At 59.6% G+C, this 24,975-nt stretch carries 22 protein-coding genes; 9 read left to right on the top strand and 13 right to left on the bottom strand.

Annotation, left to right across the window (positions count from 1 at the left end; all coding sequences use genetic code 11):
* The first annotated feature begins 3 nt into the window (after nucleotides 1-3).
* Nucleotides 4-1,491, top strand: a complete 1,488-nt coding sequence (locus ACOTWU_RS04930; RefSeq protein WP_015571940.1) for a UxaA family hydrolase — start codon at nucleotides 4-6, stop codon at nucleotides 1,489-1,491.
* Nucleotides 1,492-1,577: 86 nt separating this feature from the next.
* Here ACOTWU_RS04930 and sstT read toward each other — a convergent pair whose 3' ends face one another.
* The 4 genes from sstT to ACOTWU_RS04950 all read right to left on the bottom strand — a co-directional run bounded on the left by sstT (nucleotide 1,578) and on the right by ACOTWU_RS04950 (nucleotide 5,865).
* Complete coding sequence (sstT, locus tag ACOTWU_RS04935) at nucleotides 1,578-2,819, bottom strand: serine/threonine transporter SstT (RefSeq protein WP_017382425.1); 1,242 nt, start codon at nucleotides 2,817-2,819, stop codon at nucleotides 1,578-1,580.
* A gap of 256 nt (nucleotides 2,820-3,075) precedes the next feature.
* Complete coding sequence (locus tag ACOTWU_RS04940) at nucleotides 3,076-4,041, bottom strand: TerC family protein (RefSeq protein ID WP_017382424.1); 966 nt, start codon at nucleotides 4,039-4,041, stop codon at nucleotides 3,076-3,078.
* Between the two features lie 251 nt (nucleotides 4,042-4,292).
* Nucleotides 4,293-5,291: a Gfo/Idh/MocA family protein gene (locus ACOTWU_RS04945; protein ID WP_003862623.1), complete on the bottom strand. Its 999-nt coding sequence runs from the start codon at nucleotides 5,289-5,291 to the stop codon at nucleotides 4,293-4,295.
* A gap of 70 nt (nucleotides 5,292-5,361) precedes the next feature.
* Nucleotides 5,362-5,865: a YgjP-like metallopeptidase domain-containing protein gene (locus tag ACOTWU_RS04950; protein WP_017694291.1), complete on the bottom strand. Its 504-nt coding sequence runs from the start codon at nucleotides 5,863-5,865 to the stop codon at nucleotides 5,362-5,364.
* A gap of 83 nt (nucleotides 5,866-5,948) precedes the next feature.
* On the opposite strand from ACOTWU_RS04950, the gene rlmG reads away from it, so the two are divergent.
* Nucleotides 5,949-7,085, top strand: coding sequence for a 23S rRNA (guanine(1835)-N(2))-methyltransferase RlmG (rlmG, locus tag ACOTWU_RS04955; protein ID WP_023295484.1), 1,137 nt, complete (start codon nucleotides 5,949-5,951; stop codon nucleotides 7,083-7,085).
* A gap of 139 nt (nucleotides 7,086-7,224) precedes the next feature.
* On the opposite strand, the gene ACOTWU_RS04960 is transcribed toward rlmG, so the two are convergent.
* The 3 genes from ACOTWU_RS04960 to lsrR all read right to left on the bottom strand — a co-directional run bounded on the left by ACOTWU_RS04960 (nucleotide 7,225) and on the right by lsrR (nucleotide 12,024).
* Nucleotides 7,225-9,246, bottom strand: coding sequence for an NADPH-dependent 2,4-dienoyl-CoA reductase (locus ACOTWU_RS04960; protein WP_126499261.1), 2,022 nt, complete (start codon nucleotides 9,244-9,246; stop codon nucleotides 7,225-7,227).
* A gap of 178 nt (nucleotides 9,247-9,424) precedes the next feature.
* The gene (lsrK, locus tag ACOTWU_RS04965) at nucleotides 9,425-11,020 is read right to left on the bottom strand and encodes an autoinducer-2 kinase (protein WP_126499260.1); all 1,596 of its coding nucleotides are present in this window, start codon (nucleotides 11,018-11,020) and stop codon (nucleotides 9,425-9,427) included.
* Nucleotides 11,021-11,052: 32 nt separating this feature from the next.
* Nucleotides 11,053-12,024 carry a transcriptional regulator LsrR gene (lsrR, locus tag ACOTWU_RS04970; RefSeq protein WP_015571933.1) on the bottom strand — a complete coding sequence of 324 codons (972 nt, stop codon included), beginning with the start codon at nucleotides 12,022-12,024 and terminating at the stop codon, nucleotides 11,053-11,055.
* Between the two features lie 215 nt (nucleotides 12,025-12,239).
* Between lsrR and lsrA the strand changes: the two genes are divergently transcribed.
* From lsrA to lsrG, 6 genes are read left to right on the top strand one after another with little or no spacing between them, the layout of a single operon-like run.
* Entirely contained in the window at nucleotides 12,240-13,727 is a 1,488-nt protein-coding gene (gene lsrA / locus ACOTWU_RS04975; protein ID WP_032655185.1) for an autoinducer 2 ABC transporter ATP-binding protein LsrA, read from the top strand.
* Entirely contained in the window at nucleotides 13,724-14,755 is a 1,032-nt protein-coding gene (gene lsrC / locus ACOTWU_RS04980) for an autoinducer 2 ABC transporter permease LsrC (RefSeq protein WP_220719404.1), read from the top strand. The genes lsrA and lsrC overlap by 4 nt, the downstream gene beginning before the upstream one ends.
* Nucleotides 14,756-15,733 carry an autoinducer 2 ABC transporter permease LsrD gene (gene lsrD / locus ACOTWU_RS04985; protein WP_032655179.1) on the top strand — a complete coding sequence of 326 codons (978 nt, stop codon included), beginning with the start codon at nucleotides 14,756-14,758 and terminating at the stop codon, nucleotides 15,731-15,733.
* Nucleotide 15,734: 1 nt separating this feature from the next.
* Complete coding sequence (lsrB, locus tag ACOTWU_RS04990) at nucleotides 15,735-16,736, top strand: autoinducer 2 ABC transporter substrate-binding protein LsrB (protein ID WP_040118134.1); 1,002 nt, start codon at nucleotides 15,735-15,737, stop codon at nucleotides 16,734-16,736.
* Between the two features lie 11 nt (nucleotides 16,737-16,747).
* Nucleotides 16,748-17,635: a 3-hydroxy-5-phosphonooxypentane-2,4-dione thiolase gene (lsrF, locus tag ACOTWU_RS04995; protein ID WP_017694299.1), complete on the top strand. Its 888-nt coding sequence runs from the start codon at nucleotides 16,748-16,750 to the stop codon at nucleotides 17,633-17,635.
* A complete protein-coding gene (gene lsrG / locus ACOTWU_RS05000; RefSeq protein WP_023295476.1) occupies nucleotides 17,632-17,925 on the top strand; it encodes a (4S)-4-hydroxy-5-phosphonooxypentane-2,3-dione isomerase in 294 nt (97 codons plus the stop codon). Before lsrF ends, lsrG begins: the two co-directional genes overlap by 4 nt.
* 250 nt (nucleotides 17,926-18,175) lie before the next feature.
* On the opposite strand, the gene ACOTWU_RS05005 is transcribed toward lsrG, so the two are convergent.
* A complete protein-coding gene (locus tag ACOTWU_RS05005) occupies nucleotides 18,176-18,865 on the bottom strand; it encodes a B3/4 domain-containing protein (RefSeq protein ID WP_032649612.1) in 690 nt (229 codons plus the stop codon).
* Nucleotides 18,866-18,907: 42 nt separating this feature from the next.
* On the opposite strand from ACOTWU_RS05005, the gene ACOTWU_RS05010 reads away from it, so the two are divergent.
* Nucleotides 18,908-19,510 carry a helix-turn-helix domain-containing protein gene (locus ACOTWU_RS05010; protein WP_045141801.1) on the top strand — a complete coding sequence of 201 codons (603 nt, stop codon included), beginning with the start codon at nucleotides 18,908-18,910 and terminating at the stop codon, nucleotides 19,508-19,510.
* A 34-nt stretch (nucleotides 19,511-19,544) separates the two neighbouring features.
* Here the strand turns inward: ACOTWU_RS05010 and ACOTWU_RS05015 are convergent, their stop codons facing one another.
* From ACOTWU_RS05015 to ACOTWU_RS05035, 5 genes are read right to left on the bottom strand one after another with little or no spacing between them, the layout of a single operon-like run.
* Nucleotides 19,545-20,261: a fimbria/pilus periplasmic chaperone gene (locus tag ACOTWU_RS05015; RefSeq protein WP_126499259.1), complete on the bottom strand. Its 717-nt coding sequence runs from the start codon at nucleotides 20,259-20,261 to the stop codon at nucleotides 19,545-19,547.
* Nucleotides 20,254-20,775 (bottom strand): fimbrial protein, encoded by a 522-nt coding sequence (locus ACOTWU_RS05020; RefSeq protein WP_017692635.1) that lies wholly within the window; start codon nucleotides 20,773-20,775, stop codon nucleotides 20,254-20,256. Before ACOTWU_RS05020 ends, ACOTWU_RS05015 begins: the two co-directional genes overlap by 8 nt.
* A gap of 9 nt (nucleotides 20,776-20,784) precedes the next feature.
* The gene (locus ACOTWU_RS05025; protein WP_015571924.1) at nucleotides 20,785-21,330 is read right to left on the bottom strand and encodes a fimbrial protein; all 546 of its coding nucleotides are present in this window, start codon (nucleotides 21,328-21,330) and stop codon (nucleotides 20,785-20,787) included.
* A 9-nt stretch (nucleotides 21,331-21,339) separates the two neighbouring features.
* Nucleotides 21,340-22,347 carry a fimbrial protein gene (locus tag ACOTWU_RS05030; RefSeq protein ID WP_045333635.1) on the bottom strand — a complete coding sequence of 336 codons (1,008 nt, stop codon included), beginning with the start codon at nucleotides 22,345-22,347 and terminating at the stop codon, nucleotides 21,340-21,342.
* Complete coding sequence (locus ACOTWU_RS05035; RefSeq protein WP_126499258.1) at nucleotides 22,348-24,972, bottom strand: fimbrial biogenesis usher protein; 2,625 nt, start codon at nucleotides 24,970-24,972, stop codon at nucleotides 22,348-22,350.
* Nucleotides 24,973-24,975 lie beyond the last annotated feature (3 nt).

A 24,975-nucleotide genomic window follows, 5' to 3' on the forward strand; every position in this document is an offset into this window, starting at 1 on the left:
GATATGCAATACATCAAAATCCATTCGCTGGATAACGTTGCCGTCGCGCTGGCCGATTTAGCCGAAGGGACGGAAGTGACCTTCGACAACCAGTCGGTGACGTTACGCCAGGCCATTGGACGTGGACATAAGTTTGCCCTGATCCCCATCGCGAAAGGGGAGAACGTGGTGAAGTACGGTTTGCCCATCGGTCATGCGCTGGCGGATATTGCGCCGGGTGAATACATTCATTCCCACAATACCCGCACCAATCTCAGCGATCTGGACGAGTACAGCTATCAACCTGACTTCCAGGCAGAAGAAGGACAGGCGGCCGATCGTGAGGTGCAGATCTACCGCCGCGCCAGCGGGGAGGTGGGGATCCGCAATGAACTGTGGATCCTCCCGACCGTCGGCTGCGTGAACGGGATCGCGCGTCAAATTCAGACGCGTTTCCTGAAAGAGACCAACAATGCTGAAGGCACCGACGGCGTGCATCTGTTCAGCCATACCTACGGTTGTTCCCAGCTGGGCGACGACCACATCAATACCCGCACCATGCTGCAAAATATGGTGCGTCACCCGAACGCGGGGGCGGTGCTGGTGATTGGCCTCGGTTGTGAAAACAATCAGGTCGACGCCTTCCGCGACACGCTGGGCGAGTTCGATCCAGAGCGCGTGCACTTTATGGTGTGTCAGCACCAGGACGACGAAGTGGAAGCGGGCGTTGAACAGCTGCACCAGCTGTATGAGGTGATGCGTCACGACAAGCGCGAGCCGGGCAAGCTGAGCGAACTGAAGTTTGGCCTGGAGTGCGGCGGATCTGACGGGCTTTCCGGCATTACCGCTAACCCGATGCTGGGCCGCTTCTCAGATTACGTGATTGCCAACGGTGGCACCACGGTGCTGACCGAAGTGCCGGAGATGTTCGGCGCAGAGCGCATTCTGATGAGCCACTGCCGCGACGAAGAGACCTTTGAGAAGACCGTCACCATGGTCAACGATTTCAAACAGTACTTCATCGCCCATAACCAGCCGATTTATGAGAACCCGTCGCCGGGAAACAAGGCGGGCGGGATCACCACGCTGGAAGAGAAATCCCTGGGCTGCACCCAGAAAGCGGGCGCCAGCCAGGTGGTGGACGTGCTGCGCTATGGTGAGCGTCTGAAAACGCACGGTCTGAATCTGCTGAGCGCACCGGGCAACGATGCGGTCGCCACCAGCGCGCTGGCGGGGGCGGGCTGTCACATGGTGCTGTTCAGTACCGGACGCGGCACGCCGTACGGCGGATTTGTGCCAACGGTGAAAATCGCCACTAACAGCGAGCTGGCGGCGAAGAAAAAACACTGGATCGACTTTGATGCCGGCCAGCTGATCCACGGCAAAGCGATGCCGCAGCTGCTGAGCGAATTCGTGGACACGATTGTGGAATTTGCCAGCGGCAGGCAGACCTGCAACGAGAAGAACGACTTCCGCGAGCTGGCGATCTTTAAGAGTGGTGTGACGCTATAAGTGCTTTGTCGGGTGGCGCTAGCGCTTACCCGACCTACTAAACCCTGTAGGCCCGGTAAGGCGTAGCCGCCACCGGGCTTTTCTTTTTAACTGCGCAGGGCGTTCTTCGCTAAACGCGCGTCTTCCGCCTGACAGGCCGCTGCGGTAAACAGCACGTCGGTAGAGGAGTTCAGCGCGGTTTCGCAGGAATCCTGCAATACGCCGATAATGAAGCCGACCGCGACAACCTGCATGGCAATCTCGTTCGGAATACCGAACATGTTACAGGCCAGCGGGATCAGCAGCAGCGAGCCGCCCGCCACGCCGGATGCGCCACAGGCACACAGTGATGCAACGACGCTCAGCAGCAGCGCGGTTGGCAGATCCACCGGAATGCCCAGCGTATGCACCGCCGCCAGCGTCAGCACGGTGATGGTGATCGCCGCACCTGCCATGTTCACGGTTGCACCCAGAGGAATCGACACCGAATAGGTATCGCGATCCAGATTCAGCTTCTCCGCCAGCGCCATGTTGACCGGAATGTTTGCCGCCGAGCTGCGGGTGAAGAAGGCATACACGCCGCTTTCACGCAGGCAGGTCAGCACCAGCGGATACGGGTTGCGGCGGATCTGCCAGAACACCAGCAGCGGGTTGATCACCAGCGCCACCAGCAGCATACAGCCGACCAGGACGACCAGCAGCTGCGCGTAGCCCCACAGTGCATCGAAACCGGTGGTTGCCAGCGTGGAGGAGACCAGACCAAAGATCCCGACTGGCGCAAAGCGAATCACCAGCTTCACCATAAAGGTGACAGCGTTGGACATATCGTTCACCAGGTTTTTCGTGGTCTCGTTACCATGACGCAGCGCGAAGCCCAGACCGATCGCCCAGACCAGGATGCCGATGTAGTTCGCGTTCATCAGCGCGGTGACGGGGTTAGAGACCATGCTCATCAGCAGACCGCGAAGCACTTCCACAATCCCGGACGGCGGGGTGATATCACCGGCCGCGCTGGTCAGGTGCAGCGTGGACGGGAACAGGAAGCTAAACACCACGGCCGTTAAGGCAGCAGAGAAGGTTCCCAGCAGATACAGGAACAGAATAGGGCGAATGTTGGTTTTTTGTCCGTGCTGGTGGTTGGCAATCGACGCCATCACCAGCATCAGCACCAGTACCGGGGCGACGGCCTTAAGTGCGCCAACGAAAAGGGTGCCGAGCAGCCCCGTCGCTTCCGCGGCAGGTTTTGACACCATCGCCAGCAGAATACCCAGTACCAACCCGACCAGAATTTGTTTTACAAGACTGCCCTGCGCCAGGCGCGCGAACAGACCGCGTGATTGTGTGCTCATACGTTATTCCTGAGTGAAATTGCGTTCCATCCTGGATGTGCTCTAAGTCACATTTGTGTCCGGATGTAAGTATTTGTTTGCCTGGTTGAGTATCAGGGAAAGCAGCGAAAGGCGGAAGCGTAAAATGCTGGATTTTACGTGTTGCGTCATGTTTTTTAACTATTGGTTAACGAAAGTGCCGGGTGGCGCTGCGCTTACCCGGCCTACGGGGTGACGTTGTAGGCCCGGTAAGCGTAGCGCCACCGGGCAAAACGCACTAAGCCTGCTGCTTCTTATCGTGCTGGCGGTTAACCCAGGTATTGATAATCAGCGTCACCAGCAGAATGCCAAACACCACGCCGAGCGAAATGGCGATCGGAATATGGTAGAAATCGACGATCAGCATCTTGATACCGATAAACACCAGAATCACCGACAGACCGTACTTCAGCATTGAGAAGCGCTCTGCCGCACCCGCCAGCAGGAAGTACATCGCACGCAGGCCGAGGATGGCGAACAGGTTTGAGGTCAGCACGATGAACGGGTCGGTAGTGACCGCGAAGATAGCCGGGATACTGTCCACCGCGAAAATCACGTCGCTCAGTTCGACCAGAATCAGCACCAGCAGCAGCGGGGTGGCGAACAGCAGGCCGTTCTTACGCACGAAGAAATGCTCGCTCTCGATCTTGTCCGTCATGCGCAGATGACCCCGGATCCACTTCACCAGCGGCTTATCACCGATCCCGGTATCGTCTTCTTTCGCCAGCGCCATTTTTACCCCGGTGAACAGCAGGAACGCGCCAAATACATACAGCAGCCATTCGAACTGGGTAATCAGCCAGCTACCGGCGAAGATCATGATGGTACGCAGGACAATAGCGCCCAGCACGCCGTACACCAGCACGCGACGTTGCAGAGCCGCAGGCACGGCGAAGTAGCTGAACAGCATCAGCCAGACGAAGACGTTATCAACCGCCAGCGCTTTTTCAATCAGATAGCCGGTGAGGAAGGCGAGTGCCTGAGGATCGGCCACCGCGCGGCCTTCGGTTGAGGCCAGATACCACCAGAAGGCGGCGCAGAAGAGGAGTGAGAGGGTAACCCATACCAGCGACCAGACGGCGGCTTGCTTGACGCTCATGCCGTGCTCGCCGCGACGACCCTGCAAAAAGAGGTCGATTGCCAGCATGATGAGCACGACAACCGCGAATCCGCCCCACAGCATTGGAGTGCCGACAGAATGCATACTATTTTCCTTACACATAAAAAACAAAAACGGCCATGGTCAGAAGACGATAGCCGTTAGCTTTTTATGCATAGACCTCGCCTTCCGGCAAGGTCTCACTTACAACCACGAAGGTTGCCCGGCGACCGGATGCGGTTTTGCACGCATCGTAATGACGATCCACCGGCGAAGAAGTTACTCCCCTTTGCAGGTAACAAATTATGTCAGACCATCGGTTTCGTCAATGGTCTGCACGATTTCATTACACAGTTTTACGCGACGGCTTCCACATTCACGCCGTCTGCGGGGAAGATCACGCCAGTCTGTCGGCGGATCTCCGTTTGCAGCTTCGCCGTGGTGCGGCTGATCGCCAGCCCCGGGTGGTTCACTTCGTTGTCTTCTACCAGACGGGCGAAGACCTCTGCCTCATAGAGCATAGTGTTAATATGCTGAGGCTGCGTCAGCTCCTGCGCTTTGCCGCCGCGGGGAACGATGCTTAGCTTCTGGCATTCGGAGATTTTTTCGATCACCAGCGAGCCGTCTTCGCCCTGAATTTCGCTTGGCAGTACGGAGTCACTGACCTTCGAGTGCTGCAACGTCACGCTAAAATCACCGTAGTCCAGCACCACAACGCCGTGTGCATCCACGCCGCTTTCCAGCAGGCTGGCGGTGGCGGTTACGCCGTGCGGTTCACCCCACAGGGCGACCGCAGAGGCCAGGCAGTAAAAACCGATATCCATAATCGAGCCATTCGAGAAGGCCGGGTTAAAGGTGTTCGGGTTTTCGCCGTCCAGGTAGCGCTGGTAGCGCGAGGAATACTGGCAGTAGTTGATAAAGGCTTTACGCACTTTGCCAATTTTCGGCAGCGATTGCTGCAACAGCAGGAAGTTCGGCAGGCTGGCGGTTTTGAACGCTTCAAACAGCACCACCTGGTTTTCGCGGGCAAGCGCAATGGCGGCTTCCACTTCCTCAATATTCGAGGCGAGCGGCTTCTCGCAGATCACATGCTTTTTGTGGCTGAGGAACAGCTTCGTTTGCGGGAAGTGCAGAGAATTCGGGCTGGCGATATAGACCGCGTCAATGGCGTCGCTTTGCGCCATCTCATCGAGCGAGGTGAACAGATGTTCAACCAGGTAGTCATTCGCAAAACTCTGCGCCTGCTCAAGGCTGCGGGAATAGACTGCGGTGAGCTTATATTTGCCGGTTTCGTGGGCGGCGTCGACGAACTGGCGCGTGATCCAGTTCGTACCGATGACTGCGAAACGTATCATAAACGTTTACGTACTCCGTAGCAGGGAACCTAAAGCCACTGTAGCACGTCATCATGACATTTCGCGTGCGCTACTGCGCATTACTCTTTAACGATAAATGCGTCAGCCACAAACGGGTATCAAACTCCAGCTGGTGGTACTGCGGCTCCATATGGCAGCACAGTGAGTAGAACGCTTTGTCGTGCTCTTTCTCTTTCAGGTGCGCCAGCTCGTGCACCACGATCATCCGCAGAAAGGCTTCCGGCGCATTGCGAAAGGCGGTCGCGACGCGGATCTCCGCTTTGGCCTTCAGCTTGCCGCCCTGTACGCGGGAGATGGCGGTATGCAGGCCGAGCGCGTTTTTCAGCACGTGGATCTTATTGTCGTACATCACCTTGTTGATCGGCGGGGCGCTCTTAAGATACTGGTTTTTCAGATCCTGCGTATACTGCCAGAGGGCTTTGTCAGTCGCGAAATCATGCGTGCCCGGGTAGCGTTTTTCCAGCACCGCGCCGAGCTTTCCCGCGGCAATCAGGTCACGAACCTGGGAAAGTAAATGCTCCGGATAGCCCTGGAGATAAGTCAGCTGGTTCATCAAAACCCCAAAATAGTGTGAAAACGGGTATACTCACGCACCCTTTTCAGGGATACGCCAAATTTTACCATTCAGGAGGGCCGATGAGCCACTTAGACAACGGTTTCCGTTCACTCAACCTTAAACGTTTCCCGGAAACGGACGACGTTAACCCGCTTCAGGCGTGGGAAGCGGCGGATGAATATCTGCTGCAACAGTTGGATGGGACTGAAATCAGCGGCCCGGTTCTGATCCTGAATGACGCGTTTGGCGCGCTGGCCTGCGCGCTGGCGGAACATGCGCCTTACAGTATCGGCGATTCTTACTTAAGCGAGCTGGCGACGCGTGAAAACCTGCGTCACAACGATATCGAAGAATCCAGCGTGAAGTTCCTCGACAGCACCGCGGACTACCCGCAGGCGCCGGGCGTGGTGCTGATTAAAGTGCCCAAAACCATGGCGCTGCTGGAGCAGCAGCTTCGCGCGCTGCGTAAGGTCGTGACGCCGGAAACGCGTATTATCGCGGGTGCCAAAGCGCGCGATATTCACACCTCGACGCTGGAATTGTTCGAGAAAGTGCTCGGCCCGACCACCACGACGCTTGCCTGGAAAAAAGCGCGCCTGATCAACTGTACCTTCAGCGCACCGGCGCTGGCCGACGCGCCGGAGACGCTGAGCTGGAAGCTGGAAGGCACCGACTGGACCATCCACAACCACGCGAACGTTTTCTCCCGTACCGGTCTGGATATCGGCGCACGCTTCTTTATGGAACATCTGCCGGAAAACCTGGAAGGGGAAATCGTTGATCTCGGCTGCGGTAATGGCGTGATTGGCCTGACGCTGCTGGCGAAGAACCCGGAGGCCAGCGTGGTGTTCAGCGACGAATCGCCAATGGCGGTGGCCTCCAGCCGTCTGAACGTGGAAACCAACCTGCCGGAGGCACTGGATCGCTGCGAGTTTATGATCAATAACGCGCTGTCGGGCGTAGAGCCTTTCCGCTTCAATGCGGTATTCTGTAACCCGCCATTCCACCAGAAGCACGCCCTGACGGATAACGTCGCGTGGGAGATGTTCCACCACGCGCGCCGCTGCCTGAAAATTAACGGCGAGCTGTATATCGTGGCGAACCGCCACCTGGACTACTTCCACAAGCTGAAGAAGATTTTCGGCAACTGCGTCACCATTGCCACCAATAACAAATTCGTGGTGCTGAAATCGGTGAAGCTGGGGCGTCGTCGGTAAGATCGCTTTGCCTGGCGGCGCTTCGCTTGCACAGGCCTACGTAGTGTGCGGTCTGATGCCCGGTGGCGCTTCGCTTACCGGGCCTACAATGGCCTCGGACTCGTAGGCCCGGTAAGCGAAGCGCCACCGGGCGATGCAGTTAAATACTCAGCGCCAACTTCGTCCCCTGCGCAATTGCCCGCCGCGCATCCAGCTCCATCGCCACATCGCACCCGCCGATCAAATGCACCGTTTTCCCCGCCTCACGCAGCGGATCCGCCAGATCCCGCTTCGGCTCCTGCCCGGCGCACAAAATCACATGATCCACGCGCAGCAGTTGCGGTTCGCCGCCGATCAGCGCGTGCAGCCCGTCGTCGTCGATCTTCTGGTAGCTCACCCCCGGGATCATCTTCACCCCGCGCGAGAGCAGGGTGGCGCGGTGGATCCAGCCCGTGGTTTTTCCCAGACCTTCACCCGGCTTGCTGGCTTTACGCTGGAGCATCACAATCTGACGCGGGCTTTTCGGCAGCTGCGGACCTTCCGGGCGTAAACCACCGGACTGACTGAGGCTGGTATCAATGCCCCATTCCACGCAGAACTCAGCGATGTTCTGGCTGGTGGCTTCGCCCGGCTGGCTTAAATACATCGCGGTATCAAAACCGATCCCGCCGCAGCCGATGATCGCCACCTTCTCGCCAACCGGCGCTTTGTCCCTTAATACATCCAGATAGCTCAATACCTTCGGATGATCGATGCCTTCGATCGCTGGCGTGCGCGGGGCGATCCCACTCGCGAGGATCACCTCGTCGAAACCGATCAGATCCGCCGCGCTGACAAACTGTTTAAGCCGCAGATCGACGCCCGTCACCTCGATCATCCGGCGGTAATAGCGCAGCGTTTCGTAGAACTCCTCTTTGCCGGGGATCTGTCTGGCGATAGTAAACTGCCCGCCGATTTCCGCCAGCGCATCAAACAGCGTCACGCTGTGCCCGCGCGAGGCGGCATTGACTGCAAACGCCAGGCCCGCCGGCCCTGCACCCACCACGGCCAGACGCTTCTTGTTGACCGCAGGAACGATCGGCATTTTGGTTTCATGGCAGGCGCGGGGGTTAACGAGGCAGGAGGTGACCTTGCCGACGAAGATCTGATCCAGACACGCCTGGTTGCAGCCGATGCAGGTATTAATCTCGTCCGCACGGCCGCTTTGCGCTTTGGAGAGCAGTTCGGCATCCGCGAGGAACGGGCGTGCCATCGATACCATATCGGCATCGCCGCGGGAGATCACATCGTCCGCCACCTGCGGATCGTTAATGCGGTTGGTGGTCACCAGTGGAACGGAGACTTTCCCTTTCAGCTTGCGCGTTACCCAGCTGAACGCCGCGCGCGGCACCGGCGTGGCGATGGTCGGGATGCGCGCTTCGTGCCAGCCAATACCGGTGTTGATGATGGTGGCGCCAGCGGCTTCAATCGCCTGCGCCAGCTGCACGGTTTCGTCGAAGGTGCCGCCGCCTTCCACCAGGTCGAGCATCGACAGGCGGAAGATGATAATAAAATCCGTACCCGCACGTTCACGCACCGCGCGCACCACCTCCACGGCAAAACGCATCCGGCGGGCATAGTCGCCACCCCATTCGTCGTCGCGCTGGTTGGTGCGGGCGGCGAGGAATTCGTTGATCAGATACCCTTCCGAGCCCATCACCTCAACGCCGTCGTAGCCCGCTTCCCGCGCCAGCGCCGCGCAGCGGGCAAAATCGTCTATCAGCGCCAGGATCTCGTCGTGGCTGAGGGCATGGGGAGTAAAGCGGTTAATCGGCGCCTGAATAGCCGAGGGTGCAACCAGGTTCGGCTGATAGCTGTAGCGTCCGGTATGCAGAATTTGCAGGGCGATTTTGCCGCCCTCGCTATGGACCGCGTCGGTCACAATGCGGTGATGCGGCAGCTGTGACGCATCGTTCAACACTGCGCCGCCCTCCATCGTCACCCCGGAAGGGGCAGGGGCTACGCCGCCGGTGACAATCAGCGCCACCCCGTGGCGCGCGCGCTCGGCATAGAAGGCTGCCAGACGTTCAGCCCCGTCCGGACGCTCCTCCAGCCCGGTGTGCATCGAGCCCATCAGCACGCGGTTTTTGAGGGTGGTGAACCCCAGATCGAGAGGGGCGAATAACGACGGGTAGCGGCTCATAGTTTCTTCCAGTGTAAAATTATTGTTATGTGGTCGGATGAGTTACTAATTTAGCCAGCGGGGAGTAAAAGGGAAAAGGGGAATGCAGTGAATGTGATGGGATTCAAATATTGGTGTGGCCTGATGCCCTCACCCTAACCCTCTCCCACAGGGAGAGGGGACTTAATCTCCCTCTCCCTTAGGGAGAGGGCCGGGGTGAGGGGGATGCCCGCACTAACCCCGGTGCCTGCCACATCGACGTCGTCAGCCCGCTGTCCACCAGCCCAAGCTGGTCGGCATACACCGCCTGCCATTTCTGCATCATGCCGACGTACAGCTCGCGGTGCTGCGGGTTCGGCGTGAACTCGCGGCTCCACTTCACCAGCCGTTCGCCCGTCGAAGCCATATCCGCAAACAACCCCGCGCCAGCACCTGCCGCAATCGCGCAACCCAGCGCCGTTGCTTCCTTCACTTCCGGCACGCGCACCGGCAGCCCGGTAACGTCGCTTAAAATCTGGCTCCACAGGGCGCCTTTGGCCCCGCCGCCCGCAAACACCAGGCTCTCAAACGTCACGCCGGAGAAGCGCGAAATCTGCGCCAGGTTGCAGGCCGAGACGATGGCCGCGTTCTCTTCCAGCGCGCGGAACAGCGTCGCTTTGTTGCACTTTTCCGGGTCGATGGAGAGGTTAATAAACGACGGCGCTGCGTGATACCACTGCTTAAAATGCATCGCGTCGGAGAAGATCGGCATTACGCCGTGGGAGCCCGCCGGGACGCGGCTCGCCATCTCTTCGAGCAGGGAGTAGGTGTCCATTCCCATTCGTTCGGCAATCAGCTTCTCTTCGGCGCAGAAGGCGTCGCGGAACCAGCGCATGGTTAGCCCGGTAAAGAAGCTGATCGACTCCGCCTGCGCCATGCCGGGGATGACGTGCGGGTTTACGCGGATGTTCATCTCAGGGTCGGTGCGCACCTGCGGCAGATTCACCACCTGCTGCCAGAAGGTGCCGCCGAGAACCGCCGTTTGTCCGGCGCGGACCACGCCCAGCCCCAGACAGCCCAGCTGCACGTCGCCGCCGCCCATCACCACCGGTGTGCCTTCGCGCAGGCCGCTCTGCTGCGCGGCCTGTCTGGTAATCGCCCCCAGCACGGTGCCGGTCTCTTTCACCGGAGAGAGAATATCGGCGCGCAGCCCGGCCATGTCGAGCAGCGCCGGACGCCAGTCGCGGGAGAAGAGATCCAGCATGCCGGTGGTGCCCGCATTGGACGGATCGACCGCCAGCTCACCGGAGAGCTTCGCCGCCAGCCAGTCGCTGATCATGGTGATGGTGGCGGCTTTACGATAAATATCCGGACGATGGTGCGCCAGCCACAGCAGGCGCGGCATGGCGCTGAGGGCAAGCGTCTGGCCGGAAACATCATACACTTCGGATTCAAACCGGTAGTCGTGGATCTCTTTGAGTTCAGCCACCTCGCGGCTGGCGCGGGCGTCGACGTTGGCGCAGGCCCAGATAGCCTCGCCGTTGCGGTCGTACAGCACAATCCCTTCGCGCATCGAGCAGCAGGCGACGGACTGAATATCCGCCGCGCTCAGGCGTGCGCGCTCCAGCGCCTGATGAATACACCGGCAGGCCAGCCGCCAGTTGGTGTCGAGGTCGAACTCCATCGAGCCCGGCACGTTCTCCACGCTCAGGTGCTTCCACTCGGCCTGGCCAACGGCAATCTGGTTGCCCTGTAAATCAAAAATCACGGCGCGAACGCTGCCTGTCCCTGCATCTAACGCTAAAAGGTAACTCATGAGCTTGCCTCGTGTCAGGCGCAGGGCTGCTCTTATCCGGCCAGAGCCAGCACCGCGCGGGCTGTCGTCTCTTCCGTCACCAGGCCATTAATACGGCGACCTTTCAGTGCGGCATAAATCGCATCGGCTTTCTCTTCCCCTCCGGCCACGCCTACGATGGTGGGCAGCTGCGCCAGTTCATCGAGCGTGACGCCCAGTAATTCTTTGTGGATCTCCAGCTCCTCAACGCATTCCCCTTCGGCATTGAGGAAATAGCCAAGGATATCGCCCACCGCGCCTTTACGGGCGTACATCAGCTGTTCACCTTCGCTGATATAGCCGGAGCGCAGTATCGTCGCGTCACGGCGCTGGTTTACCGAGCCAATCCCGACCACCGCCACGTCAGCCGCGGTGGCGGCGAGGATCACGTCCCGCACGCTGGTTTCGCGCTTTAAGATCCCGGCGACTTCAGCGGATGACACGCGAAGCGGGGCGGGGATCATGCTGACGCTACAGGCTGCATCCAGCTGGCCGATACCGGTCATATACGGCCCGACGCCGCCGGAGAGCGTCACCAGGCGGATCTGCTGCGAGCTGATAAAGCCGCTTAAGTGTTGCAGACTGCTCATGGTGGTTTCACCGAAGCCCACCGCTAACAGCTGGCCGGGTTGCAGTACGCCCATCAGCGACTGTGCCGCGCCAATGCCCAGCCGCACGTTCATCGGCGGCGTATTCAGGGCGGGCATCACGCGCACCAGCTTCAGGCCAAATCGTTGTTGCAGCTCGGTTTCCAGCGCCAGGCAGCCCTCGTAGCGGGAGTTGATCTGCACGCGGATCACCCCGGACTGACGGCCTTTCTCCAGCAGGCGGGAGATCTTCAGGCGCGGCAGCCCGAGCCGTTCGCCGATGTCGTTCTGGGTCAGCCCGTCGTGGTAGTAGCACCAGGCCACGCGCGCCACCAGCTCCTCTTCCGCCAGTGCCAGCCCGGCAAACCGTCCTTCTTCCGCAGTGCGTTTATCGCTCATAATTGAACTCTTATAAAAATTTAGATCATATGTTCGTGATGGTGCGACGTGAAAATGTGAGCCACGCGACAAAACGGATCTTTTCGATCGTTTCCGCTTTATCCGAATCTCAATCGATAAAACTGTGATCCCTGCACGGTTGTAAATATAGTTCACCGTCTACGCTTTTGAACATTATTAAATCTAAAAATCATTTGTTCAATAGCGGAGCGATGATGACACCACTTCTCGACGCGCGTGATATCAGCAAGCAGTTTTCAGGCGTACCGGTCTTAAAAGGCATTGATTTCACGCTGCTTGCGGGGCAGGTGCATGCGCTGATGGGCGGTAACGGCGCGGGAAAATCGACGCTGATGAAGATCATCGCCGGGGTAGAAACCCCGGATAGCGGTGAACTTTCGGTGGCGGGTGAGTCTTTTGCACGGCTTACCCCGGCGCAGGCGCACAGGTTAGGCATTTATCTGGTGCCGCAGGAGCCGCTGCTATTTCCCAACCTGACGGTGCGGGAAAACATCCTGTTTCGTCTGCCGCGAGAGCGCGATCGGGAAAAACGCCTGGCGGAAAAACTCCGGCAGCTGCAATGCCAGCTTAACCTCGACGCTACCGCCAGCACCCTCGAGGTGGCGGACCAGCAGATGGTGGAGATCCTGCGCGGGCTGATGCGCAACGCCAGAATTCTGATCCTTGATGAACCCACGGCCTCGCTGACGCCCGGTGAAACCGAACGGCTGTTTCGCCAGATCCGCGCCTTGCAGGATCTTGGCGTCGGGATTGTTTTTATCTCGCATAAGCTGCCGGAGATTCGACAGCTGGCGAGTCACGTCTCAGTGATGCGCGACGGCGCGGTGGTGCTCAGCGGCGAAACTGCGCATTTTGACGATAACGCCCTGATCGCCGCCATGACGCCTGTAAGCCGGGAAGCATCCCTGAGCGATACGCAAAAGCTGTGGCTGGCGCTGCCGGGCAACCGCCGCACCCAGGCGCAGGATTTTCCCGTGCTGCGCGTGGAAGCGCTCACCGGGGAGGGCTTTATCGATCTCAGCCTTGAGATTTACGCCGGGGAGATTGTCGGTCTGGCCGGGCTGGTGGGGTCCGGGCGCACCGAGTTTGCCGAAACGCTCTACGGCCTGCGTCCGGTTCGCGGCGGGCGGGTGTGGCTGGAGAGCCAGGAGATCACCGCCGATCCGGTCAGTTCACGCCTGCAAAAAGGGCTGGTCTATCTGCCGGAAGACAGGCAGGTGTCCGGCCTGTTTCTCGACGCGCCGATCCGCTGGAACACCGTGGCGCTGAACGAGCCGTCGCTCTGGCAGCAGCGAAAGCGGGAGTCTGCGGTAGTGGAACGCTATCACCGGGCGCTGGGGATCAAGCTCAACCATGCGGATCAAACCGTGCGCACGCTCTCCGGTGGTAATCAGCAGAAGGTGCTGTTGGCGCGCTGTCTTGAGGCCAATCCGTTGCTGCTGATCGTCGATGAACCGACGCGCGGCGTGGACGTATCGGCGCGCGCTGATATTTATCAGCTGCTGAAAAGCGTGGCGGCGCAGAACGTGGCGGTGCTGATGATCTCAAGCGATCTCGATGAGTTTCCCGGCCTCGCGGATCGGGTGCTGGTAATGCACCAGGGCGTACTCAGCGGCGAGCTGCCGCGCCAGGCCGTCAGCCTCGACCGGATGATGGCGCTGGCGTTTGGAGGGCAATCATGAAGATCTTACTCAAAAACCGCGAGCTGAGCGCATTTCTCGCCATTCTGGCGCTCTTTGCCGTGCTGGTGGCGCTGAACCCGTCCTACCTGAGCTTACAGACGCTGGGGATGATATTCGCCAGCTCGCAGATCTTGATCCTGCTGGCTATCGGCGCGGCGCTGGTGATGCTGACCCGCAATATTGACGTCTCCGTCGGCTCCACCGTCGGGCTTTCCGCTATTGCCGTCGGCGTGGCGCTGAACGGCGGCTACAGCCTGCCCGTTTCCATTCTCTTCGCGCTGTCGCTCGGCGCGCTGGCGGGGGCGTTCAACGGTTTTCTGGTGGTGGGCCTGCGCATTCCGGCGATTGTCGCCACCCTCGGCACGCTGGGGCTGTATCGTGGGGCGATGCTGCTGTGGACCGGCGGGAAGTGGATAGAAGGGCTGCCGCCGGGGCTGAAATCTCTCTCTGAGCCCGCCGCCGTCGGCATTTCGCCGCTCGGCATACTGGTGTTGATTATCGCGGCCATCGGCGCGTGGACGCTGTCGCGCACCGCCTTTGGACGTGATTTTTACGCCGTGGGGGATAACCTCGCCGCCGCGCGCCAGCTGGGCGTGGCGGTGAACCGCACCCGCATGATCGCCTTTACCCTCAACGGCATGCTGGCGGCCTGCGCCGGGATTGTGTTTGCCTCACAGATTGGCTTCGTGCCGAACCAGACCGGCAGCGGGCTGGAGATGAAGGCCATCGCCGCCTGCGTGCTCGGTGGCATCTCGCTGCTGGGCGGCACCGGCACGCTGGTCGGCGCCTTACTCGGCGCGTTCTTCCTCACCCAAATCGATACCGTGCTGGTGCTGTTCAGGCTCCCGGCGTGGTGGAACGACTTTATCGCCGGGCTGGTGCTGCTGGGTGTGCTGGTGCTCGACGGGCGGCTGCGTCAGGCGCTCTCACGGCATCAGCGGGCGCAGAAATACAGCCGTTTCCAGCCGGGTAACAAAGGGGGAAAGCACGTTACCCCGTTTCCGAAACGCAAAAAAGAGGTGGCGTAAATGAGGCTTAACTGGGAAAGCGCGCTGCTGATTTTACTGGTGCTGGAGATCCTGCTCTTCGGCGCCATCAACCCGCGCATGCTTGATATCAACATGCTGCTGTTCAGCACCAGCGACTTTATCTGCATTGGCATCGTGGCGCTGCCGCTTACGCTTGTGATTATCAGCGGCGGGATCGATATTTCCCTCGGCTCAACCATCGGCCTGTGCGCCATCGCGCTGGGGGTGATGATGCAGGCAGGGTGGCCGATGGCGGTTGCCATCCCTCTGACGCTGCTGCTCGGCCTGCTGTGCGGGCTGGTGAATGCGGCGCTGATCCACTACACCGGCATCAGCCCGTTGGTCATTACCCTCGGCACGCTCTACCTCTACGGCGGCGGGGCGCTGCTGCTCTCCGGCATGGCGGGGGCGACGGGCTACGAGGGGATCGGCGGCTTCCCGGATGGCTTCACGGCGTTCGCTAACCTCACGGTGGTGGGCCTGCCGATCCCGCTGGTGCTGTTCGCGGTGATTACCGCTTTCTTCTGGCTGATTACCCACCGCGGGCGCTTTGGTCGGCATCTGTTTTTGATTGGGCAGAACCCGCGCGCGGCGCGCTATGCGGCGCTGTCGGTGAACGGCATGCCGTATGCGCTGTACGGCCTGGTGGGGGTAGCCTCGGCGGTTGCCGCCCTGGTGATGGTTTCCTATTTCGGTTCCGCGCGCTCGGATCTGGGGCGCGATTTACTCATGCCCGCGCTCACCGCCGCCGTACTCGGCGGGGCCAATATCTACGGCGGGTCAGGTTCGGTTGTCGGTACGGCGCTGGCGGCGTTGCTGGTGGGGTACCTGCAACAGGGTTTACAGATGGTCGGCATCCCCAACCAGGTGTCGAGCGCGCTGTCAGGGGCGCTGCTGGTTGTGGTGGTGATGGGACGTTCGCTGAGTCTGCACCGCGAATGGGTGCGTTCTCTCTTCAGAAAACTATCCGGAGCGTAAGATGAAAACAAAACTATTCGTCCTGGCAATGGCCCTCAGCTTCGCTTCGGCGCAGGCGGCGGACCGCATTGCCTTTATCCCGAAACTGGTAGGCGTGGGATTCTTCACCAGCGGCGGCAACGGCGCGAAAGAGGCGGGGAAAGATCTTGGCGTGGACGTGACCTACGACGGCCCGACCGAGCCGAGCGTCTCCGGCCAGGTGCAGCTCATCAATAATTTCGTCAACCAGGGCTATAACGCCATCATCGTCTCTGCCGTGTCGCCGGACGGTCTCTGCCCGGCGCTAAAGCGCGCGATGCAGCGCGGCGTGAAGGTCCTGACCTGGGACTCCGACACCAAACCGGAGTGCCGCAGCATCTACATCAACCAGGGAACGCCGGAGCAGCTCGGCGGCCTGCTGGTGGAGATGGCGGGCAAACAGGTCACCAAACCGAACGCGAAAGTGGCGTTCTTCTACTCCAGCCCGACCGTTACCGACCAGAACCAGTGGGTGAAAGAGGCAAAGGCCAAAATCGAGAAAGATCATCCTCAGTGGCAGGTCGTCACCACCCAGTTTGGCTATAACGATGCCACCAAATCTCTGCAAACCGCCGAAGGGATCTTAAAAGCCTATCCGGATCTGGATGCGATCATCGCCCCGGACGCCAACGCCCTGCCAGCCGCGGCACAGGCGGCGGAAAACCTGAAACGGGAAGGGGTGGCGATTGTCGGCTTCAGCACGCCGAACGTGATGCGCCCGTACGTTGAGCGCGGCACGGTGAAAGCCTTCGGCCTGTGGGACGTGGTGCAACAGGGCAAAATTGCGGTCAATGTCGCCGATCGTTTACTGAAAAAAGGCGATCTTAACCCTGGCGACAGCGTCGACGTGAAAGATATCGGGACGCTGAAGGTCGAGCCGAACAGCGTGCAGGGCTACCAGTATGAGGCGAAGGGCAACGGCATCGTGCTGCTGCCGGAGCGGGTGGTGTTCACCAAAGAGAACATCAGCAAATACGATTTCTGACGGGGGAGCAAATGGCTGATTTAGATGACATCAAAGACGGCAAGGATTTTGGCATCGGCACGCCGCAGCAGAATGTGCCGTACACCCTGAAGGGCTGCGGCTCGCTGGACTGGGGAATGCAGTCGAGGCTTGCGCGCATCTTCAACCCACAGAGCAACCGCACGGTGATGCTGGCCTTTGACCACGGCTACTTTCAGGGGCCGACCACCGGCCTTGAGCGTATCGATCTCTCCATCGCGCCGCTGTTTGGTGAAACCGACGTGCTGATGTGCACCCGCGGCATCCTCAGGAGCCAGGTGCCAGCCGCCACGAACAAACCGGTGGTGCTGCGTGCCTCCGGCGGTAACTCGATTCTGGGCGAGCTGTCCAACGAGTGCGTGGCGGTGGCGATGGAGGACGCGCTGCGCCTGAACGTCTGCGCGGTGGCGGCGCAGGTGTATATCGGAAGCCCGTTTGAGCATCAGTCGATCAACAACATCATCAAGCTGGTGGATGCGGGGGCGCGCTACGGCATGCCGACGCTGGCGGTGACGGGCGTGGGGAAAGAGATGGCGCGTGACGCGCGCTATTTCTCGCTTGCCAGCCGCATCGCCGCCGAAATGGGAGCGCAGTTCGTCAAAACCTACTACGTGGACGAGGGCTTTGAAAAAGTGACCGCCAGCTGCCCGGTGCCGATTGTTATCGCCGGGGGCAAAAAGCTGCCGGAGCACGAGGCGCTGGAGATGTGCTGGCGGGCGATTGACCAGGGCGCATCCGGCGTGGACATGGGGCGCAACATCTTCCAGTCCAGCGCGCCACTCGCCATGCTGAAGGCGGTGAAGAAAGTCGTTCACGAGAACATGAGCGCCCGGGAGGCGTTCCAGTTCTGGCAGGAAGAGAAACAGGGAGAAGCAAAATGAACGTGACGCTGGTGGAGATTAATATTAAACCCGAGCGGGTGGACGAGTTTCTGGAGGTATTTCGCGCCAACCACGAGGGGGCCATCAAGGAGCCGGGAAACCTGCGCTTTGATGTCTTGCAGGACCCGCGGGTGAAAACCCGCTTCTTTATCTACGAAGCCTATAAAGACGAAGCGGCGGTGCTGGCGCATAAGCAAACGCCACACTATCTGGCGTGCGTGGATAAGCTTGAAGAGCTGATGTCAGAGCCGCGCAAAAAACGCTGTTTTGTGGGGTTGTTGCCGGAGTAGCGGCTTTGCCCGGTGGCGCTGCGCTTACCGGGCCTACGGGGGATGGTGCGATGTTTGCCCGGTGGCGCTGCGCTTACCGGGCCTACGGGGGCGAGATGGTGCGGTATTTGCCCGGTGGCGCTGCGCTTACCGGGCCTACGGGGGTGAGATGGTGCGGTGTTTGCCCGGTGGCGCTAACGCTTACCGGGCCTACGGGTACGGTGGGTGTTGATTTTGTAGGCCGGGTAAGCGAAGCGCCACCCGGCGTTGTTCACGCCAGCTCCAGCAACTGAATACGCGCAGTCGCGCCCGGCATCAGCTTTTGCAGATTGCTCACCAGCTCATCGCCAGCTTCCTGTAATGCCGCCAGCGGCATCGACGGCAGGCTTTCGAGAATAAACCACATGGACTGCGCCTGACTGTCCAGACGCGTGCGTACCCCCTGTCGCCAGTTCCAGCGGCGGCAGGTGACGCCGAGATCGTCACGCCAGATAACTTCGCCTGGCTCCGGATTTTCTACAACCGGCTCACCTTCTTTAAAGGTATCAAACGGCTCGCTGCCGTCGGCCAGCGTCAGGCGCGGCGCTCCCGAGTAAGCCGCCAGATTTTCTCCCCCTACCGGAATAGCGTAGCGGATACTGATGGCATTATAGATATCCACCACCGGGTCGAGCGGCGGCAGCGAACCGTCTCTCATCACGCGCTTGCGCAGGGCCGAGGCCGAGCAGGGCGTACGTTTGGGTTTTGCACCAAAGGCTTTAAACACCTCATCCCAGGCGGCGAGATGATTTTCTGCCCAGGGCACATCATCATTGAGCATCTGCTGGCAGGCCTGCGCCAGCGCAGCGGGCGCAACCTCCGGTTGGGTAATCGGGGCAGCTTCAACCAGAATGCTCAGCGCCCGAAAGCCGGGCGCGATCCCGACAAGTCGCGAATCTATTGACGGTGTTAGAAGAGACATAAATAATCCTGTATTGACTGTTTTATACCATGGTAGTGACCAATGACTGATAAAGTCAATATAATGACCGATGCGGGCGCCGATGTTGCCCAGGTAAGCCTGGCCGTGGCGAACCGTATCCGCAGCTGGCGGAAAGAGAAAAAGCTGTCGCTGGACGAGCTTTCCCGCCGCGCCAGCGTCAGCAAAGGCATGCTGGTGGAGATCGAAAAAGGGGCTGCCAACCCCAGCATTGCCATTCTGTGCAAACTGGCCGCCGCGCTTGGCGTCTCGGTGGCAGACATCGTTAACGTCTCCAGCGAGCCGCAGGTACACATCATTCAGGAAGAGGCGATCCCGGTTCTGTGGCAGGGCGCACAGGGCGGTTATGCCAGATTGCTGGCAGGCACCGCAGGACCGGACATGATTGAGCTGTGGCAGTGGGAGATGCATCCTGGAGAGACTTTCACCTCTCCGGGACATCCGGCGGGAACGTTTGAGCTGCTGCACGTGAACGAAGGCGTATTAACCCTGACGGTGGACGAGACGGTGGTACAGGTTAATGCTGGCGCGTCGGCGGTAGCGAAAACGGAAGCGGCGCACGGCTATGCCAATGAGGGAGAAAAAGTGCTGCGCTTTACCATGACGGTAGCGGAGTTTCACCGCTAGTGTCGGTCCGCTGCCAGGATACCCCCGCGAGCAATTATTTCACCGTGCGGGCGATCGAGGGCAATATCCGCCCCTCGTCGCTCAGCGACTGCCAGGTGAGCTGGCACCTGACAGTCCCTTTACACCAGTCCGTTCGTCGCTGGCTCAGAGGGGCGACAACGCCGGCGTTATCCACCCGCGTTCCGTTAACGGAAAGCTGATACAGCGTAACGTAATAAGGCGACGGGTTTTCAACCGTCAGCCCGTCGGCGGTCAGCTGCCAGCGTAGCTGACGATAGGCCAGCGCCGGTTCGCCCTGAATCCCCTCCGGGCGATAGATAAGCTTCATGCTGGAACGTACCGCCATCTGAACGTTATCGCTGTGACGCTGGCTGGCCGGAATGGAGGCAATGCTTAGCGTGAAAAGCGTTTCGCGATCGGCAGGAAGCGGCGCATCGGCGCGAAACAGACGGATCTTATTCTCACGTCCGGGCTGGAGTGCAAAAAGTGGCGGCGTCGCGGTAAACCACGCGGTGGCCGTTTCGGGGGGCTGCTGCGCCCCCGGCCATCGGCCGCCGCGATAAATTTTTGTGCCAATCAGATACGGCAGCGAGGACTTATTGCGCACGGTGACGCTGATAGCGCGCTGATCCTGAGGATAAACAAACCGCGTGCCGCCAATCACCACCCCGGCCTGAGTGGGCAAGAGCCAGAAAGACGCGGCGGTCAGCAGGGCTATCTCCGCTTTTTTCAGCAGGCTGGCCTCACGCATAGGTCAGCACAAAGGTGGCGGCAGCGTTAGCCACCCCCGGCGTAACGGCGTTCGTCACGGCGAGGTAGCGGGCGTAAAAATGCAGCGCCAGGGTGGTCTGGTCATTGCTTAGCGCGAACGGCAGGCTTTCATCCCCCATGGCGATCAGCGATTTATCAGGATTATAGAGGCCGATAGCCACGCCGGTTGCATAGTCCGGCCCGCCGGTCAGGGCCAGCAGATCGCTATTGTTACCGTCCGGCGTGCCTTCAAAATGGGTGCTGACGGCGGATAACCCGGCGCCGCAGGCTTCAAGGTTAATAGTGAACGGCTCATAGGGCGTTTCGTTTTTTTGCCCGGCCAGCTGGCGGGCCGCCACATCATGCATCTCCACTACCAGCTGTTCCGAGCCGGGGGAGACAATACAGGTTTTGCCTTTCACCACGCCGGTAATATAGACCGTGCCGTCATGGGCGAGCGTCTTGCCTGACAACAGCAGCGCGCAACAGATAAATAACCTGTTCAGGATCGTCATTCTGTCTCCTTACTGGTAAAGCAGATCGAAATACATCACGGCGGTGGCGTTGCCGGTGGTGACCGTCGGCAGCGTAGATTTATAGCGCAGGAAGAAGGTCAGCGTGTTATCGCCCGGCAGCAGGGGATATAGCGGCGACTCGGTATTATTGATCGGGACAGACGCCCGCGCGCTGTCGAGCAGCTCGACTGCCAGTCCGGTCGCCATCATGTGCTGCGTCCCTTTTCCCGTATCTGAGAGGGCAAGCAGCGTGGGATCGTTGGCGTCCGCGTCGCCGGTAAACCAGACGGTCGTGCCGCCGATTGCGCGGGTGCAGTTTTTGAGCGTGATGGCAAACTGCTTTTCCGGTGTCGTGGCGCCCACGCGCGGAAATTCCTCTGTCGTAAATTCACCCAGGTCGATCGTTTGCTCTGCGCTGTTAGTATCGACGTTACAGGATTCCCCAACGATGGTGCCGATAAACTGCACGTTAAAGCTTGTGTCGTCAGCCTTCACCAGCGGCGGGTTTAACAGGGCCACGCTCAGCCATACGGTGTTTTTCCATGAAATGGTCATTACGCTTCCTCAGGCGAAATCAATGCGTAACAGCGCCAGCGCCCTGAAGACGCCCAGCTCTGGCGACTGCCCGGTGGTGCTGATGGGGTAGGCTTGCAGCGTCACGTCCGCGCGTCCTGACGTATCCGTGGTAAAGGGGACGCTGCTTGAGAACACGTTTGGCCGCAGGATCTCGCCCTGCGGGCTGGTCACGATGACGGCCACGTCCGGGTTATCCGTCGCCAGCGCGTTGGCGAAACGAGCGTCTGCCGTCCCCTGTACCCGCAGGGTGAGCTGCGCCGGTGAGTTGACATCAGCGTTGCATTCGATCGGCACGGTAAAGGTTTTTGGCGCTACGCTGTCGGGTCGCTGTCCGGCCTGGGTGAAATCGCCGTGGTAGAGTGCCCCAAAATCGACGGTGACGGTTTGCCCGGCGTTAATCACGCAGTTTTGCGGGACGGTTATTACGCCGCTGTAGGTGATCTGATAAACGATTACGGTGGGCCGGTCATTTTCCGTCGTGGTGACATAGACGTTAAACATCAGTTTCGGCGGGATCACGACCGAGCCGATGAACGGCCTGACAATCTGTATTTTGAAGGTCAGATTGCTGTCGTTCACCGGGAAGACGCCGCCCGTATCCACCTCTTCGTGCCCCCCCATGTGGACATACTCCACCGGCGGATAAAAATCGCCGATGGTGGCATCATGGATTTTCATCGCACCGATAATATAATCCGGATCAAGTTGTAAATATTTCCACTCGCCTTCCGTTTTGACCACGGGGAAAGGTGAGATATAGGTACGATAGGTGCGCTTCTCCCAGTTGCCTGGGGGACAGGTGGCGTTGACGTGGATATCCTGGGTTCGGTTCAGCTCTGTACCGTTGCCCTTGATGTTTTGATCCGTGGTGAGCGTGGTGGTCAGATCGTAATTCACCATGGAAATTCCGCCGTTAGCGTTTTTGCACGTTGCGGCCAGGCTGCTCAGCGAAAAAAGTAGCCCAGCGGCAGAGAGAAGCATCATCCTTAATTTCATTTATGAACACTCCATGATGATCCGCAGCAGCGGCTGTTTGCTTTCAGGTAAGTGGTAGTTGGCCGTACAGCGCTTATCCGCCCCTTCTCCCCATTGCGCCTTCAACACTCCCTTTTGGCTCAGGCCGGAGAGGTAGGTTTCGCCTTCTTCGCCTACGATGGTGTCGCTGCCGTTATCGTCGCGGGAAACCATGGCGCCAAACGGCACCGGCTTGCCGTGGTAGCGCAGCGTTACCAGCGCGCGTGCGCCCAGGCGGGCGTTAAACGTGGCGCGCACGATGGCGCCGTGGGTCGGCACCACGCTGGTGACGGCATCATCGATATCCATGGCGTCTGAGAGGGAGTTAATGTCCAGCGCCATCCTGTTCAGATGGTAGGCCGAGGCGTAAGGCACCACCGCATAGCCGCGTCCGTCGGTATGGATACCGGGTTCATTCTCGACGCTGACGTCCGCCGCGCCCGGTACGGCAATCAGCACGTTGGTATCACCCAGTGGCTGGCTTAAGGTGATGCCGTTGCGGTGGGCTACCACGCCTCCGCTCAGGCCGTAGGTCACTTCCCGATAATCGCCGTTATCGCTGTAGTTGTAGCCCAGGCTGGCGTTGCCGTAGGCGGCATCGTATTCCAGACTGGCGGAACCTTGCGAGCCAGCCCCCTGGCTGGCATAACCTTCCTGCACGCTGTAGTTAAGGTTGTTCTCCGCCAGCAGCGTGCCGTTAATCCCCGCGTTCTGAGATGTTTCTCCATGTTTATTGGCGCTCATGCCGTAGGTGGCATAGGCGTAGTTCCGCTTCTGACTGACGTCATTGGCAGGTGAAAGCCACTGGCTAAGCGGGAAGGAAAGGTTAATCGCATAAATCTCATCGCTATCCGACATGCCCGGCGATTTGTTGTAGTTGTAGGTCAGGCTGTATGAGATCCCGGCCCAGGTACCGCTGTATCCCACCTGGACGAGCGTGTTTTTGTCGTCCGTGTGCCAGTAGCTCTGCTGGCTTCCGGTCACGAACAGCGAGCCGAGCCCGCCTAGCTGCTGCGAAATATTGAATTGAAGCTTGCCGCGTTTAGTCCAGTTGAGGTTGTAGTAGTCCAGCCAGTTCGTGGCCTCATTCGCGTCATCCTGCTCCGCATCGCCCGTATAGCCCTGCATATGTGTGTAGGTTGTCTCATCCAGGTTATAGAACCCGGACGTGGAGTAGCGGTAGCCCAGCAGCTGGAAGTTCGTACCCATCTTGTTGAGGGATTTGGCATACAGGAAACGAAGAGACTGCCCCGTATGGCTGGTGTCGTCGGCCAGCGTACTGCGCGCGTGGGTAACGTCGAGAGAGACGGCGCCAAAGTTGCCCATATTGAGGCCAGCGCCAAGAGCCAGCGCGTGATAATCGCCGGAAAGCTGTGAGCCGCCATAGACGGTTACGCCCTGCGGTAGCCCCCAAATCAGCGTGCCCTGGGCAAAATTCACCTCGTCCTGCTGACCGTTATTGCTGCGGTACTGTGCCGCCGTCAGGGCATACTTCACCCGCCCTTCGCGCTGGAGGAGCGGTACGGCGGAGTAAGGAACGGAATAGCGGGAGATACTGCCGTCCGTCTCCTTCACTTCCACCGTGAGGTCGCCGCTGGAGGAGGTTGGGAAGAGATCGTTAATGGCGAAGGCGCCGGGCGGAACGTAGCTCTGGTAAAGACTATAGCCGTTCTGCTTGATGGTGACCTGCGCGTTGCTTTTGGCAATCCCGCGAATGGTGGGCGCAAAGCCTTTCATGCTGTCTGGCAGCATGTTGTCGTCCGAGGCGATCTGCGCGCCGCGAAAGGGAAGGCTGTCGAAAATTTCCGACGAGGTATAGCTATCGCCCACCGTCAGTCTGCCCTTTAGCGGAATCACCGTCCGCTCAAGATAGGTGTTGATATGTTCCCATTCGCTATGGCGGTTCTCGTCGCTGTTATAGTAGTTCCACGTCGAGTAGTCCCGCAGACGCCACGCACCAAGATTCACCCCGCTGTTCAGGCCGAGGAAATAGCTTTTGTGGGTTGTGCCGTTTTCGCTGCGATCGCGGCTGTATGAGCCGCTAAAGTTATAGTTCAGCAGCAGAGCGTTAATACCTTCATCCCACTGCTCTGGCGGGATATAGCCGCGCGCGTTGTTGCGTAATGCGGCCTGCGGAATGCTGATTTCCAGACGCTGCTGTTCGAAATTAAAGAGAGTGGCAGCGGCCGGAATAATGGCGGCAATGTCCACGCAGCTGTCGGCTTTCGCGGCGGCCAGCGCCGGGAATGCCTGAACGTTGACGCCCAGGTTTTCATACGCTTTGGGCGTCAGGCAGGCCATTAGCCCCGTGTCGTCGCCCTGTACGGCTCCGTCCGTTACGGTTCTGGCGAGAAAGTTGATATCGCGGGTGGTGACAAATGTTCCATTCAGCCAGAGATCCACGCGATAGACGCCCGGCGCCTGGCCATTTGTTGAAAAACGGGAGAGATCCGCCACGGCGGAAGGATCGCTCGACAAAAATGCCGGGTTAAAAAAATACTCCGCGCGCACGGTGATGGACGAAAGGAGTCCCGCAATCGTCAACGCCAGCGGCGTTAGCGACGCTCTGACGAGCGCGTAAAATCTTCGTGGCTGAACACGCTTCATGTC

This window comes from Enterobacter cloacae complex sp. GYL001, assembly GCF_049237125.1.
In the GTDB taxonomy this organism is placed as follows: Bacteria; Pseudomonadota; Gammaproteobacteria; order Enterobacterales; family Enterobacteriaceae; genus Enterobacter; species Enterobacter hormaechei_C.